The sequence below is a fragment of the Kitasatospora sp. NPDC087861 genome, from assembly GCF_044742585.1.
In the GTDB taxonomy this organism is placed as follows: domain Bacteria; phylum Actinomycetota; class Actinomycetes; order Streptomycetales; family Streptomycetaceae; genus Kitasatospora.
Genome location: NZ_JBIUUS010000011.1, coordinates 146,479 through 160,658, shown reverse-complemented (window position 1 = coordinate 160,658; position 14,180 = coordinate 146,479). Strand labels below are relative to the sequence as shown.

Sequence of the window (14,180 nt, the reverse complement as noted above, 5' to 3'; positions counted from 1 at the left end):
CGTGCGGCCCCGGGCGTCACCAGGGCGGGCGGTAGCCCGTGGTCAGGCGGCCGCCCTTGTGGCGCCACTTCGGTTCCTTGTCGACGGTCTTCTGGGTGATCGCGCGCAGTCGGCGGATCAGCGCCCCGTACGCGGAACTGGCGTCGGTGGAGACCCGCGCGCCGGGCGGCGGATCCATGAACGGCATGAACTTGTCCGGGAAGCCCGGCATGGTGCAGGCGATGCAGATGCCGCCCACGTTCGGGCAGCCGCCGATGCCGTTGGTCCAGCCGCGCTTGGCGACGTTGCACTTGACGACCGGACCCCAGCAACCGAGCCGCACCAGGCACTCGGGGGTGCCGTACTCCGTGGCGAACTGGCCCTGCTCGTAGTAGCCGCCGCGGTCGCAGCCCTCGTGCACGGTGGCGCCGAACAGCCAGGCCGGCCGCAGCTTGTCGTCGAGCGGGATCATCGGGGCGGAGCCGGCCAGCTGGTACAGCAGGTAGGTGAGCGTCTCGGCGAAGTTGTCGGGCTGGATCGGGCAGCCCGGCACGCAGACGATCGGCAGCCCGGCCTTGGACTTCCAGTCCCAGCCGAGGTAGTCCGGCACGCCCATCGCACCGGTCGGGTTGCCGGCCATCGCGTGGATGCCGCCGTACGTGGCGCAGGTGCCGATCGCCACCACGGCGGTGGCCTTGGCGGCGAGCCGGTCCAGCCACTCACTGGTGGTGATGGGTTGGCCGGTCGCGGGATCGTCGCCGAACCCGCACCAGTAACCCTCCTTCTTGATCTTCTCGTTGGGGATGGACCCCTCGACGACCAGGACAAACGGGTCGAGCTCGCCGCGGTCGGCCTTGAAGAACCACTCGACGAAGTTGTCCGCGCCCTGGACCGGGCCGCACTCGAAGTCGATCAGCGGCCAGTGCACCGCGACCCGGGGCAGGCCGGGCAGCGCACCGGTGACGATCTCCTCGATGCTCGGCTGCATGGCGGCGGTCAGCGAGACGGAGTCGCCGTCGCAGCTGAGACCGGCGTTGATCCAGAGAATGTGCACCACGTCGGTGTCGGTTGTTGCAGCACCCATGAGGATGCCTCCTCGGGGATGGGAGCCGGACGAAATGGCTCAACCACAGTCATAGCAACGGTTCGGACCGAACGCCGGTCAGGGAAGCCGAAGGGGTTGCCCGAGGGGCGCAAGCCGACGGGGCCGTTCGGGTCACCGGGCTGCGCGGAGCCCGGCGGGCACGGGGCACTTTCGGACCGGAACGATCCGCGACGCGGGGCAGGGCGATTCGAGGGAGAAGGACCGGCGGCGCATCACCGAGGGCGGGTTCCGGAACCGACCCACCGGGCGCCACCGCCGGGGCCGGTACGGATCAGGCCGAGCCGCCCCGGACCGGGCCGCTGCTCTCCCGGACGATCAGCGTGGGCCGCAGCAGGTGCAGGGCGTTGGTGGACGCGCCGCCGCTCTTGACGGCCCGCAGCAGCAGTTCGATCGCCTGCTGCGCCATCTCGCGCTTGGGGATCGCCACCGTGGTGAGCGGCGGACGCGAACGCCGGACCTCCTCGATGTCGTCGTGTCCGACGACCGACAGGTCCTCCGGGACGGAACGCCCGGCCGCGGTCGCCGCGTCCAGCGCGCCCAGGGCCAGGACGTCCTGGGTGGCGAAGATCGCGGTCAGGCCGGGGTCGGCGGCGAGCGCGGCGCCGGCGGCGGCGAACCCTCCGGCGGCGGACGACTCGGGGGTGCTGAAGACCGCGCTGTCGGGGATCGTCAGGCCGTCGGCGGCGAAGGCGCGCCGGAACCCGGCCACCCGGCCGGCGTGCGAGGGGAGGCTGGCCAGCACGGCGACGCGCTCGTGCCCGAGGTCCCGCAGGTGTCGGCCGGCGAGGTAGCCGGCGCGCTCGTAGTCGATGGTGACGACCGGGTGGGTGTCCGGCGCCTCCGTCTCCCAGGCGCACAGCACCACGGGGAAGCGGGCGTCGGCCAGCAGCGGCAGGTGGTCGATCAGGTCGCGGTCGCCGGCGATCAGCAGCGCGTCCACCAGGCGGCTGGAGAGCCCGGCCAGCTGCCGCCGGGCGCGTTCGCCGTCCAGCCGGGTCGTGCAGAGCAGCAGGTGGTAGCCCGCGCGCTCCAGCAGGTCCTCCACCTCCTGGACGATCTCGGAGTAGAAGGGGCTGGTCACCGTGGGGACGAACAGGCCGACGGTCATCGTGGTGCCGGTGGCCAGCGATCGGGCCACCAGGTTCGGGGTGTAGCCGAGTTCCTCGATCGCCGCCCGCACCCGGGCCTCGGTCGCCGGCCGCACCGGGATCCGGCCGGTGACGACGTTGGAGACCGTCTGCTTGGTGACCCCCGCACGCTCGGCCACGTCCTGCATCGTCACCATGAGCGTCCACTCCCGAAATGCTTTACCGGTCCAAGAAATGCCCGGCAAATCTACCGCCGCCGGAGTGGGCGGTCAATCCTCCCCGCATCCTGCGACAGTGCCGACCTGTGAAGATCCACAGGTCGGCGACGTCACGACTTCGCATCGGTCGACAACTCTCGCGACAGGGTCTTGTTTTACCGGTCAAGTGAACCCTACTGTTCCCACCCAGCGCGCTGCTGTGCAGAGCAGAACCCGTCGACGCACGGCGGATGCGGGCGTCCCGTTGAGAGGAACAGCGCATGAACAGCAAGACGAAGACCGCCAGACGCGTCGTCGGCGTGGCGACGGCCGTGGTGCTCGCGGCCGGTGCGAGCGCCTGCGGCAGCGGCGGGGCGGGCGGCGGCGCCAAGGCGGGCGGCTTCACCTACTGGTCGATGTGGCGGGCGGGCGAACCGCAGGCGAAGGTGATCCAGGCCGCGATCGACCGGTTCCAGAGCGACACCGGCATCAAGGTCGACGTCACCTGGGCCGGTCGCGACGTGACCAAGAAGATCGGCCCCGCGATAGCCGCCCGCCAGGCCCCGGACCTGTGGGACCAGGGCGCCGACGCCGTCTACGCCGCGACCGCCCAGGCCGGCCAGGCCCTGGACCTGTCCGACGTGCTCGGCATGGAGGTGCCCGGCGAGGGCAAGAAGGTCGCCGACGTCATCCCGGCCAAGTACCTGGACGCCCTGCCGAAGGACCCGAACGGCAAGAACCACTACATCATCCCGTACGAGGTCTCCTCGGCCGGCCTGTTCTACAACGCCGCCGACCCCGACCTCGCCGCCGCCATGCCCACCGCGCCGGCCACCTGGGCCGACTTCCTCAAGGTCTGCGACGCCCTCAAGGCCAAGGGCCGGGCCTGCCTGGCCTCGGACGGCGAGCTCGCCTGGGAGAACGGCCTGACCCTGGACTACCTGCTGGCCGCGGGCGGCGTCGACTTCAGCGCCCTGAGCTCCGACAAGTCCGGGGCGAGCTGGGACAACCCGGCGGTGCTCACCGCGGTGAAGCAGGTCGAGCAGCTGGTCAAGGGCGGCTACCTGCTCGGCGGCTACGACGCCACCAAGTTCCCGGCGCAGGAGACCAACTGGTCGGCCGGCAAGGCCGCCTTCTACAGCGACGGCAGCTGGGTCACCGACGAGGTCGCCAAGCAGGTCCCGGCCGACTGGAAGATGGGCGCGATGCTGCCGCCCGGCGCCACCAACGCCGACTCGATGCTCTTCGGCTTCTCGATGCCCAGGACCGCCAAGAACGTCGCCCCCGCGCAGAAGTTCATCGCCTACTTCCAGCAGCAGAAGGTGCTCGGCGGGATCTCCACGGAGGCCGGCAACATCACCCCGCGCTCGGACATCCCGGCCCCCGCGGTGCTGGCCGACGTGCAGAAGGCACTGAACTCCGCGCCGGTGCGACTCACGTACGGCGGCGTCGCGGGCAGCTACCCGACCAAGGTCTTCAACCAGAACTTCCTCGACCTGTGGCACGGCAAGACCAGCGCCGAGCAGTTCGTCTCGACGATGAAATCCGACCAGGTCTCCTTCTGGAAGTCGCAGGACTGATCCCATGGCCACCGCACTCCAGGACCGCACCGCGGTCCGGCGCGAAGGGCGGCCGCCGGCCGGCTCCGGCGCCGCGCCCCTGGAACGCCAACACCGGCGCATCTTCTGGCCGTTCGCCGGCCCCGCACTGCTCGTCTACGCGGTCCTGTTCCTGGCCCCGATCGGCTACGCCGCCTGGACCAGCCTGTACAAGTGGGACGGCATGGGCGCCAAGCAGTGGCGCGGCCTGCACAACTACCAGGTCCTGTTCGGGGATCCGGCGTTCCGCACCTCGCTGCTCAACACCCTGGAGATCCTCGTCGTCGGCGGCGCCATCACCTTCGCGATCAGCCTGGCGCTGACCCTGGTGCTGCGCGAGATGCGGGCCCGGCTGTTCGCCCGGTCGGTGCTCTTCTTCCCGTGCCTGGTCAACGCGATGGTGTTCGGCATCGCGGCCGGCTTCCTGTTCTCCCCCGACGGCCCGGTGAACACCGTGCTGCACTGGCTGGGCGTGGCGGCGCCGCCCAAGTGGCTGGCGACCGACAACCTCTTCCCGATGATCGTCGCCACGCTGGTCTGGACGGCCACCGGCTACTACACGGCCATCATCATGGCGGCCGTCGACCAGATCCCCGAATACCTCTACGAGGCCGCCGAGTTGGACGGCGCGAGCGCCTTCCAGCGGTTCCGGCACGTCACCCTGCCCCTGGCCTGGGACGTGATCTCGGTCTGCGCCGTGCTCTGGACGGTCAGCTCGGTGAAGATCTTCGAACTGATCCTGATGTACGGCGGCAGCAGCTCGAACCAGCCGCCGGTCAGCACCTGGAACACCGCGATGTACGTCTACACCGAGGCGTTCCCGCAGACCTCGGCCCCGCAACTGGGCATGGCCACGGCCGCCGCCCTGGTCAGCCTCGTGATGGTCGGGGTGATCACGCTGGCGCTCCGCCGGCTGATGCGCCGCACCGCCGTCGAGTACTGACCCCACCCGAGAAAGGCACCTCCCGTGCGTACCAAGCACCGAGCCGCGGGACCGGCGATGCGGATCGCCAGGGCCGTCGTCTGGGTCGTCGTCGCCGCCGACCTGCTGCTCATCCTGTGGGTCTTCCTGACCTCGCTGCGCGGCAGCAGCGACATCTTCGCCCACCCCTTCGGCCTGCCGACCGACCCGCAGCCCGGCAACTACGGACGGGCGCTGAACGAGGGCGGGTTCGGCCGGGCGGCGCTCAACAGCGTGCTCGTCGCGACCGTCTCCTCGGTGGCGGCCGTCGCCCTGGCCGCACCCGCCGCCTACGTGCTGGCCCGCCGCCGCACCCGCACCTCGTCCGCACTGACCATGACCTTCGCGATGGGCCTCGGGGTCCCCGGACAGGTCCTGGTCGTCCCGCTCTTCATCGGCCTGGCGCAGGTCGACCTGACGGACAGTCTGTTCGGTCTGATCCTGGTCTACGTCGGCCTGGCGATGCCGTTCACCGTCTATCTGCTGACCGGCTTCTTCAGCGGCGTGCCCGCCGTCCTGGAGGAGGCCGCCACCCTCGACGGGGCCGGGCCGCTGCGGACCTTCCTGCAGGTGATCGTCCCGGTCGCCCGCGGCGGCCTGATCACCGCCTTCCTGCTCCAGGTGATCGGCGCCTGGAACGAGACGCTCTTCGCCCTGGTGCTCAACCACAGCGAGAACAAGATCACCCTGCCGGTGTCCCTGGCCGACTTCGTGGCCACCGAACAACTCAACGGAATGGACTGGGGGACCATGTTCGCCGGTGTCTGCCTCATCCTCGCACCGATGCTCGCCCTCTTCTCCTGGCTGGGCACCCGGATCATCCAGGGCATGACGGTGGGGATCGGCAAATGAGCTCATCACCCCTGAACCCGTCAGCCCTGAACCCGTCAGCCCTGGAATCGTCGGCCCCGCCCTCGACGCTGCGCACCGGCGTCCTGCGCGTCGAGGGCGCGGCCGAGCCGGTCGCCGGCCTGCTGCCGATCCTGCACGGCCTGCCCGCCCGCGTCGCCGAGGACGCCGAGGCCGCCGATCCCGAGATGCGCCGGGGGCTGGGCTACGGCCGCCCGCACACGCTGCTCCCGTACACCGCTCAGGACGGCTACGACCGCTCCCGCACCACCCGCGAACTGCCCACCGTGGTCCTGGAGAACGAGGAGCTCACCGCCACCTTCCTGCCCGGCTACGGCGGCCGGCTCTGGTCGCTGGTGCACCGTCCCTCGGGCCGCGAACTGCTGCACCGCAACCCGGTCCTGCAACCGGCCAACCTCGCCCTGCGGGACGCCTGGGTGGCCGGCGGCGTGGAGTGGAACCTCGGCACCACCGGGCACTGGCCGCTGACCTGCGAGCCGCTGCACGCCGTACGGGTCACCGCCACGGACGGCACGCCCGTGCTGCGGATGTACGAGTTCGAACGCCTGCGGCAGCTGGTGCTGCAGATCGACGCCTGGCTGCCGGCCCGCTCCCCGGTCCTGTACGTCAACGTCTCCGTCCACAACCCCACCGAAGCCGAGGTCCCGGTCTACTGGTGGTCCAACATCGCCGTGCCCGAGACGGAACGGACCCGGGTGGTGGGCCCCGCCGACCGCGCCTTCCACTTCGACTACACCGCCGACCTGCGACAGGTCGCCTTCCCCGACCACGAGGGCGCCGACCGCAGCTATCCCGGCCGACTGCCTCGCGCGGCGGACTACTTCCTGGACATCCCGGACGGCGAACGCCGGTGGATCACCGCGCTGGACGAGACCGGGGCCGGCCTGGTCCAGGCGTCCACCGACCGGCTGCGCGGCCGCAAGCTGTTCCACTGGGGCACCGGCACCGGCGGCCGGCACTGGCAGGAGTGGCTCTCCGGGCCCGACTCGGCCTACCTGGAGATCCAGGCCGGGCTGGCCAGGACCCAGCTGGAGCACCTGCCGATGCCGGCCGGCGCGCGCTGGTCCTGGGTCGAGGCCTACGGACTCCTCCAGGCCGATCCCCAAGCCGTGCACGGGAGTTGGGAGCAGGCCCGGGCGGCCATCCGGGCCTCCCTGGACGCGCTGGTCAGCCCTGAGCAGCTGGCCGCGGCCGCCGGGTGGGCGGCCGGGCTGCCCGCGCCGGACCAGGTGCTGGCACGCGGCTCGGGCTGGGGCGCGCTGGAGGTCGAAGCCGGGCTGCTCGCTCCCACCCCCGCACTGCCCTTCGGCTCCTGCGAGCGCGAACAGGCCCCCTGGCTGGCCCTGGCGCGCACCGGCCGGCTGCCGATCAGCGACCCGCCGGCGGCCCCGGTCCGCGGAGCCCACTGGCGCGAGCTGCTGGAGGCGGGCGAACCGGACTGGCACCTGCTCTACCAGCTCGGCCTGCTCCGCCTGGCCGACGGCGAGGACGACGCCGCCCGCGCGGCCTGGAAGCGCTCGATCGGCGAGCTGCCCACGCCATGGGCCCTGCGCGCCCTGGCCGTTCTGACGCCCGACGCCGAGGAGTCCGCCGACCTGATGGCCGAGGCCCACCGGCTGCGCCCGGACGGCCAGGAGCTCACCGTCGAACTCCTCGACGCGCTGCTCCGGGCAGGCCGTCCCGAGCAGGCCCTGCAGGTCATCGAGCAGTTCCCCCGGACCGTCCGCGAGCACGGCCGGATCAAACTGGCGGAGGCGAAGGCGGCGCACGCCTCGGGCGACGACGACCGGGTCCGGCGGCTGCTGGCCGAGGGCATCCGCGTCGACAACATGCGCGAGGGCGAGGACTCGCTGGACACCCTCTGGCTCGCCGTCCACCCGGGGACCCCGGTGCCGCCCGCCTACGACTTCCGGATGTCGCAGGCCTGACCCCCCTCAACTCCTCCCGCCCTGACCGGAAGGAGGCACGGCGGCCACACCCCCGTGGCCGCCGCGCCGCGGACCGAACGCCGAGTCCGCGACAGCAGTACGCCCCCACCCGAAGGAGTGCCCGTGTCATCCCTTCTGAGAACCCTCGTGGCCACCCTCACGGCCGCGACCACCGCCCTGGCCGGCGGCGCCCTCGCGGCGCCGACCGCGTCGGCGGCCCCCGCCACACCCACCACGGCGACCTACACCATCGGGGTCGGCTCCCCCGTGCCGTACCGGACGCCGACCGACACCCCGGCCGCCCCGTACCTGGACAAGGACGGGACGTTCTACTTCCAGCAGTCCGCCGCGCTGTACGGCGCGAGCGACCCGCGCTACTGGGACTTCTTCACCGGCAAGGACTTCGACACCGCCAAGCGCTCCGCCGCCATCAGCAACGCGGTGAACCCCGCCAACTCCCAGGACGCGAACAACAACACGACCTGGCGCTGCAACAACAGCCCCACCGGCCGGGAGGCGACGGCCGCGCCCGCCGGCTCCGGCTACGCCCAGAAGAACTACTGCGACCTCACCGGGGTCTGGGTCGACCCGGACACCGGCGACTGGTACGGCCTGGTGCACAACGAGTTCACCCCGCAGCCCTTCGGCGACGGCCTGCACTACGACGCGATCGACTACGCCGTCTCCAGCGACCAGGGCCGCACGTGGACCATCAGGAACCACGTCCTCACCTCGCCGTACAGCACCACGCGGGGCGACACCACCGCGTTCCCGAACGAGACGTACTCCTACGGCGACGGCGACCCACGGCTGTTCGCGGACACCGCCTCCGGCTACTTCTACGTCTACTACGGCTCGCGGATCCTCGACAAGAAGGGCAGCTGGACGGCCTTCTACGAGCACGTGGCCCGCGCGCCGATCTCCGCCAAGATGGCGCCCGACTCGTGGCAGAAGTGGTACGACGGCGCCTGGAGCCAGCCCGGCACCGGCGGCCGGGAGAGCAACATCGTGCCGGTCGACTCCTCGAACAGCACCGGCTACACCCCCGTCTCCGCCGAGTACGACCCGGCGAACACCGGCACGGCGAGCCAGCAGATCGCGGCCGGCAAGATGCCCCCGACCTCGCCCCTGTTCGTCATGGACATCACCTACGACGCCCACCTCGGGCTGTACATCGGTGAGCCGCAGGCCGTCAACCAGGACGGTTCGTCACCGCAGCACCTCTATGCGACCGACAACCTCGCCACCCAGAAGTGGTACCCGATCGGCGACACCGGCGGCTACCACACGGCCTCCTGGTACCGGTGGTTCGTCGACAGCGCGAACCGGACGAGCTCCACGATCGTCGGCAGGAACTTCCGCTCCTACTGCGCGTTCGGCTGCTCGGCGGGCGCCTCGGGCGAGTACGTCGACATCACCCTCGACTCCTCCGCACCCGCCCCCGCGCCGGTCGACGTGACCAGGACCTACCGGATCGCCAACGGCTCCGGCCGGGTGCTCGCCCAGACCTCCGGCGGCCCGGCGACCACCTCGCTGCCGGCCGCCACCGGATCGGGCCTGGCCTCGTGGAGCTTCGCCTCCAACGGCGACGGCTCGTACCGCATCCTCAACTCCGCCACCGGCCGGCTGCTGGGCGTCGGCTCCGACAGCACGGCGACCCGCGCCTGGGGCACCGCGCCGACCGTCACCGCGCCGGGGACGAACGGACCCACCGTCGGCCAGCAGTGGTTCGTCATCCCCGGCCGGACCGACACCGGGGCGCCGAACGGAACCGTCCGGCTGGTCAACCGCTACAGCGGCCTGGTGCTCGGCATGACCTCCGGCACCGGCCGGCTCACCGAAACCACGCCCACCCGGTCCTGGACCAACACCACCGGCAACCCCGTGGGCGGCACCCGTGCCGCAGCCGACCAGACCCTGACGCTGACCCCCACCGGCACCGCCTCGCTCGACGGCACCCACACCCTCACCGTCTCGGGCAAGGCCCTCGACGACCCCGCCCACTCCACCGCGCAGGGCACCCAGCTCGTCACCTGGACCCCCAACGGCGGCGCCAACCAGAACTGGGTCTTCACCCGGCAGTCCGACGGCAGTTACCGGATCGCCAACGGTGAGTCGAAGCTCTGCCTCGACGACAGCGGCGGCTCCACGGCGGCCGGCAACCCGATCGTCCAGTGGGCGTGCACCGGGGGCGCCAACCAGCGCTGGCTGGTCTCCCCCGTCGCCGGCGGCTACACGATCACCTCGCAGCAGAGCGGGCTCGCCCTCACCACCGCCGCCACCGCGGACGGCGCCCCGGTGACCCAGCAGCCGGACACCGGCTCCGCCCTGCAGATCTGGTCCATCAGCTGATACACCGTCAGACTCGGTCCCAGCCGCCCCGGTCCGGAAGCGTCGCAACGCTCCCGGACCGGGGCACCCGCTATTCGGACCGGCCGCTCTCAAGGAACGCCGCCCCGGCGAAGAGACGGGCGGAGTTGGTGCGGTCGATCGCGGCGCGGGTGGTGTCGTCGAGGGGGTGGGATTCGAGACCGGCGAGGAAGTAGTCGATGTCGTCGGTGGCGAAGGGCCAGTCGCTGCCGTAGTGGATGTTCATCGGGTCGGCGAAGGCGAGCAGGCTGGGGAGACCGGCCGGGCTGGAGGACAGCGCGGTGTCGAAGTGGAAGCGGCGCAGTTCGGCGAGGACCTGGTCGAGGGTGCGGTCGCCCCAGACGTTGGGGGCGTGCGCGACCCGGTGGGAGGCGTACGGGAGGAAGCCGCCGCCGTGGGCGAGGATGACGCGCAGGCCGGGGTGGCGAGTGAGGACGCGGTGGCGGACCAGGTTGACGGCGGCCCGGGTGGTGTCGAGCAGGTAGTCGGCGACGTACGCGGGCACGCCCGGGACGGCGGAGCCGGGCAGCTGGGAGGGGTGCACCAGGGCGACCGCCTGATATCCGCCATCGCCGGCTCGGCGACGGCCGCCGCCGCCTCGTCGGACGCCGCGGGCATGGCGGCCGCGGCCGCCACCGACACCTCACTGTTGTAGGACGGTTCACCCGGTGCCCGCGAGGTTTCGCGGGCACCGGGGCGGACCAGCCTTCATCCGGCCGCAGGATCCCCCGCGCGGCCAGTTCACCACTGATCGGAGAACCATGACCACCAGGCAGCTCGGCACCAACGGCCCGCGCGTCTCCGCCCTCGGCCTCGGCACGATGGCGATGGCGGGCAGCTACGGCGCAGCGGACGAGCAGGAGTCCGTGGCCACCATCCGCAAGGCCCTCGACTCGGGCATCAACCTGATCGACACCGCCGACTTCTACGGCCCGGGCACCGCCGAGAAGATCACCGGTCAGGCGATCGCCGGCCGCCGCGACGAGGTCGTGCTGGCCAGCAAGTTCGGCATGCGCACCCTGCCGGACGGCCGTCGCGTCGTCGACGGCACCCCGGCGTACGTCAAGGAGGCGGTGGAGCTGTCGCTCTCCCGTCTGGGCACCGACTACCTCGACCTCTACTACCTCGCCCGGATCGACCCGAACGTCCCGGTGGAGGAGACCGTCGGCGCGCTGGCCGAGCTGGTGGCGGCGGGCCGGGTCCGCCACATCGGCCTGTGCGAGGCGGCCTCCTCGACGCTGCGCCGGGCCCACGCGGTGCACCCGATCGCCGCGCTGCAGACCGAGTACTCGCTGTGGGAGCGCCACGTCGAGGACGAGATCCTGCCGACCGCGCGCGAGCTCGGCGTCGCCCTGGCCGCCTACCGGCCGCTGGGCAGCGGTTTCCTCGGCGGCAGCTTCAACTCGCCCGAGGACCTCGACCCGTCCGACTTCCGCCGCCACGACCCGCGGTTCCAGGGTGAGAACTTCACCCGGAACAAGGCGATCGCCGACGCCGTCGCCGTGGTCGCGGAGGAGAAGGGCGCCACCGCCGGCCAGCTCGCGCTGGCGTGGGTGCTGGCCCAGGGCGAGGACGTGGTGCCGCTGTTCGGCGCCCGTCGCCCGTCCCGGATCGAGGAGAACGCCGGCGCGGCCGAGCTGAAGCTCTCCGCCGAGGACCTGAAGCGGATCGCCGACCTCGTCCCGGCGACCGCGGGTGACCGCTACGCCGCGCCGCTGCTGGCCACCATCGACAAGGGCTGACCGAAAGCCGGTCCGTCGCGGCCGCCGACCACCCCGTCCTCGGCGGCCGCGACGGACCACCACCCACTCGCGAGGGAGCAACAGCCGTGACCAGTTGGCAGGACGCCGAGAACGCGAAGTACGTGGTACTGCCGGGCGGGGAGGGCACTCCACTCACCGTCTTCGGCAACCGCTTCTCGCTCAAGGTCGGCGGTGACGACACCGCGGGCTCGCTGGCCATCATCGAGGCCACGTTCGCGCCCGGAACCAGGGCGCCGCCCCACCTGCACCACACCCACACCGAGTCCTTCTACGTCGTGAGCGGCCTGTTCAGGTTCCGGGCCGGCGACGAGCTCACCGAGGTGGGCCCCGGCGGGTTCCGCTACCTGCCGCGCAAGGCCGCCCACGGCTTCACCAACATCGGGGACGAGCCCGGCAAGCTGCTCAGCGTGATCAACCCGGCCGGCTACGAGCGGCACTTCGAGGAGATCAGCGCGCTGCTGCCGCACGAGGCGACCGAGGAACGGCTCCGGGAGATCTTCCAGCGCTACGACCAGGAACCGGCCTGACCGGGTGCAGACCCGGCGGGGCCCACCGACCGCACCGACGAAGGAGTGCAGGTACGCCATGGCAACCCTGTTCGATGACATCACGATGGGCCACCTGACCCTCCCCAACCGGATCGCGATGGCCCCGCTCACCCGCAACCGGGCCGACCGCGAAGGGGTACCGGGCCCGTCCGCCGCCACCTACCACGCCCAACGGGCCTCCGCCGCGGTGATCATCACCGAGGGCAGCCAGCCCAGCGCCGCCGGCCAGGGCTTCGTCCGCACCCCCGGCCTGCACAGCACCGAGCAGCTCCGGGCCTGGCGGACGGTCACCGACGCGGTGCACGCGGCGGACGGGCGGATCTTCGCCCAGATCATGCACACCGGCCGGATCGGCCACCCCGACCTGGTGCGCCACTCCAGCCTGCCGGCCGGCTTCGTCCCGCTGGCGCCCTCGGCCATCCGGCCGACCAACGGGACGGCCCAGACCTACGCACGTAGTGGCCGACCCCGAGCCGGAACAAGGCCTCACCGGCCACGGTCTTCTCGGCGACCGGCAGCGCGGCGAGCACGCGGGCGTTCAGCCTGGTCCAGCGCCTACCGGAGGCGCGGGAGACGGTACGGCGACGCGATATCTTCTTCACCGGACAGGTGCACTTTCATGTTCGAGTCGATTAGGCGTAGAAACCTCGATCTCCTCACATGGGAAGTGCACCTGTCGTCGTATCAGCTCCCGGCCGCCGTAACTACCTGCGGATTCGGGTCCGAGGGGCCAGCCCTCGAAACAGCGGCCGCTGAGGCCGTGGTCGTGGTGGTCGGCGGATGTGCCGACCGCCACGACCGCGTTTTCCGGCCGACACCCAGGATTGCGCGGACAATGCGACAGAAGATCGACATTGAACCTCCTCTGGAACGGGTTATCCGGACTCGTCGTGGACCATGGCCGGTGCCACTGACAATGGAACCTTTCGGCACCCTCTCCAGGGCCCTGATGGATTCCCCAGAAATGACGTACTGTCACACTGATTCGTCAATGGATTCACAAAGTCGAACACCCTTGTTGACGTGCGGCCCGCCAGACTCTCTCGGCCCCGAGAAGTGGAGGAAGGCGCGCTGGTGCAGATCGATTCCTACAGCTGCCGGACCAATGCCCGCCGGCCCGAGGAGACCGCCGTGGCGCAGCGGGACTCGATCATGAAGCTGCAGTACCAGACCCATTGGACCGACCCGGCCGAGGACGCCGGCCACCCGGCGTACCTGGACGGGCTCCACCGGGAGGTCTACCGGGAGACCGGCGGCGTTCCGGAGATCGACACCGCGACGGACGGCACCTACGTCAACTGTCCGGACATCGACCTGGGCACGGTCGACGAGCCCGACCCGCCCCGCCTACCCGGCGACGCGCTGCTGCTGGCCGCCGGAGAGCTCGCCGGGTCGCTGGTCGGCGTGGTCGGCCAGGCCGACCAGGTTGAGGAGGGTGGTCTTGCCGGAGCCGGGCCGGCCCTTGAGTGCGGTGAGTTCACCGCACTCGATCGAGAAACCGATGCCGCGCAGGGCGTGGACGGTCCGCTCGCCGGTGCCGAAGCGGCGCCGGAGATCGGTCACGGCCACCATCGGGCCGGTGGTCGCCAGGGCGCTGTCGGCGGCCTGGTGCTGTGCCATTCGGTGTCCCCCTGTGGGCGGCGGCTAGCCGATTCCGTCCGGGTCAACGGATGGGTCGGCTTCGCGGGTTCACCGTCCCGAACAGGAAATTCATGAAGAGAGGTTCCCTGGTCAAAGACGTGCGGTGAAGGCGGATTCGTGAAGTGTGCATGG

At 71.3% G+C, this 14,180-nt stretch carries 11 protein-coding genes and 1 pseudogene; 8 read left to right on the top strand and 4 right to left on the bottom strand.

The genetic code is table 11. The features are described from left to right. Positions 1 to 16 precede the first annotated feature (16 nt). Positions 17 to 1,063 (bottom strand): hydrogenase expression protein HypE, encoded by a 1,047-nt coding sequence (locus ACIOJE_RS17900; protein WP_280684490.1) that lies wholly within the window; start codon positions 1,061 to 1,063, stop codon positions 17 to 19. 292 nt (positions 1,064 to 1,355) lie between these two features. Next, the gene (locus ACIOJE_RS17895) at positions 1,356 to 2,369 is read right to left on the bottom strand and encodes a LacI family DNA-binding transcriptional regulator (protein WP_400777157.1); all 1,014 of its coding nucleotides are present in this window, start codon (positions 2,367 to 2,369) and stop codon (positions 1,356 to 1,358) included. A 281-nt stretch (positions 2,370 to 2,650) separates the two neighbouring features. Between ACIOJE_RS17895 and ACIOJE_RS17890 the strand changes: the two genes are divergently transcribed. The 5 genes from ACIOJE_RS17890 (at position 2,651) to ACIOJE_RS17870 (ending at position 10,078) form a co-directional block, all read left to right on the top strand. Next, positions 2,651 to 3,949, top strand: a complete 1,299-nt coding sequence (locus tag ACIOJE_RS17890; protein ID WP_400777156.1) for an ABC transporter substrate-binding protein — start codon at positions 2,651 to 2,653, stop codon at positions 3,947 to 3,949. Positions 3,950 to 3,953: 4 nt separating this feature from the next. After that, positions 3,954 to 4,910, top strand: coding sequence for a sugar ABC transporter permease (locus tag ACIOJE_RS17885; RefSeq protein ID WP_280684484.1), 957 nt, complete (start codon positions 3,954 to 3,956; stop codon positions 4,908 to 4,910). Positions 4,911 to 4,934: 24 nt separating this feature from the next. Beyond that, positions 4,935 to 5,780: a carbohydrate ABC transporter permease gene (locus tag ACIOJE_RS17880; RefSeq protein ID WP_280684482.1), complete on the top strand. Its 846-nt coding sequence runs from the start codon at positions 4,935 to 4,937 to the stop codon at positions 5,778 to 5,780. Then, positions 5,777 to 7,726 carry a DUF5107 domain-containing protein gene (locus ACIOJE_RS17875; protein ID WP_400777154.1) on the top strand — a complete coding sequence of 650 codons (1,950 nt, stop codon included), beginning with the start codon at positions 5,777 to 5,779 and terminating at the stop codon, positions 7,724 to 7,726. Before ACIOJE_RS17880 ends, ACIOJE_RS17875 begins: the two co-directional genes overlap by 4 nt. A gap of 123 nt (positions 7,727 to 7,849) precedes the next feature. Continuing rightward, entirely contained in the window at positions 7,850 to 10,078 is a 2,229-nt protein-coding gene (locus ACIOJE_RS17870) for an RICIN domain-containing protein (protein WP_400777152.1), read from the top strand. A gap of 70 nt (positions 10,079 to 10,148) precedes the next feature. On the opposite strand, the gene ACIOJE_RS17865 is transcribed toward ACIOJE_RS17870, so the two are convergent. Next, on the bottom strand, positions 10,149 to 10,640 hold the full coding sequence (locus tag ACIOJE_RS17865; protein ID WP_400777150.1) for an amidohydrolase family protein: 492 nt from the start codon (positions 10,638 to 10,640) through the stop codon (positions 10,149 to 10,151). A gap of 217 nt (positions 10,641 to 10,857) precedes the next feature. Between ACIOJE_RS17865 and ACIOJE_RS17860 the strand changes: the two genes are divergently transcribed. From ACIOJE_RS17860 to ACIOJE_RS17850, 3 genes are all read left to right on the top strand, one after another. Next, complete coding sequence (locus ACIOJE_RS17860; protein ID WP_280684475.1) at positions 10,858 to 11,838, top strand: aldo/keto reductase; 981 nt, start codon at positions 10,858 to 10,860, stop codon at positions 11,836 to 11,838. An 86-nt stretch (positions 11,839 to 11,924) separates the two neighbouring features. Continuing rightward, a complete protein-coding gene (locus tag ACIOJE_RS17855) occupies positions 11,925 to 12,386 on the top strand; it encodes a cupin domain-containing protein (RefSeq protein WP_400777148.1) in 462 nt (153 codons plus the stop codon). A 58-nt stretch (positions 12,387 to 12,444) separates the two neighbouring features. Then, entirely contained in the window at positions 12,445 to 13,563 is a 1,119-nt protein-coding gene (locus ACIOJE_RS17850) for a hypothetical protein (protein WP_400777147.1), read from the top strand. 197 nt (positions 13,564 to 13,760) lie between these two features. Here the strand turns inward: ACIOJE_RS17850 and ACIOJE_RS17845 are convergent. After that, positions 13,761 to 14,027 (bottom strand): annotated as a pseudogene (locus ACIOJE_RS17845) (ATP-binding cassette domain-containing protein); the annotation flags it as partial. Positions 14,028 to 14,180: the final 153 nt, after the last annotated feature.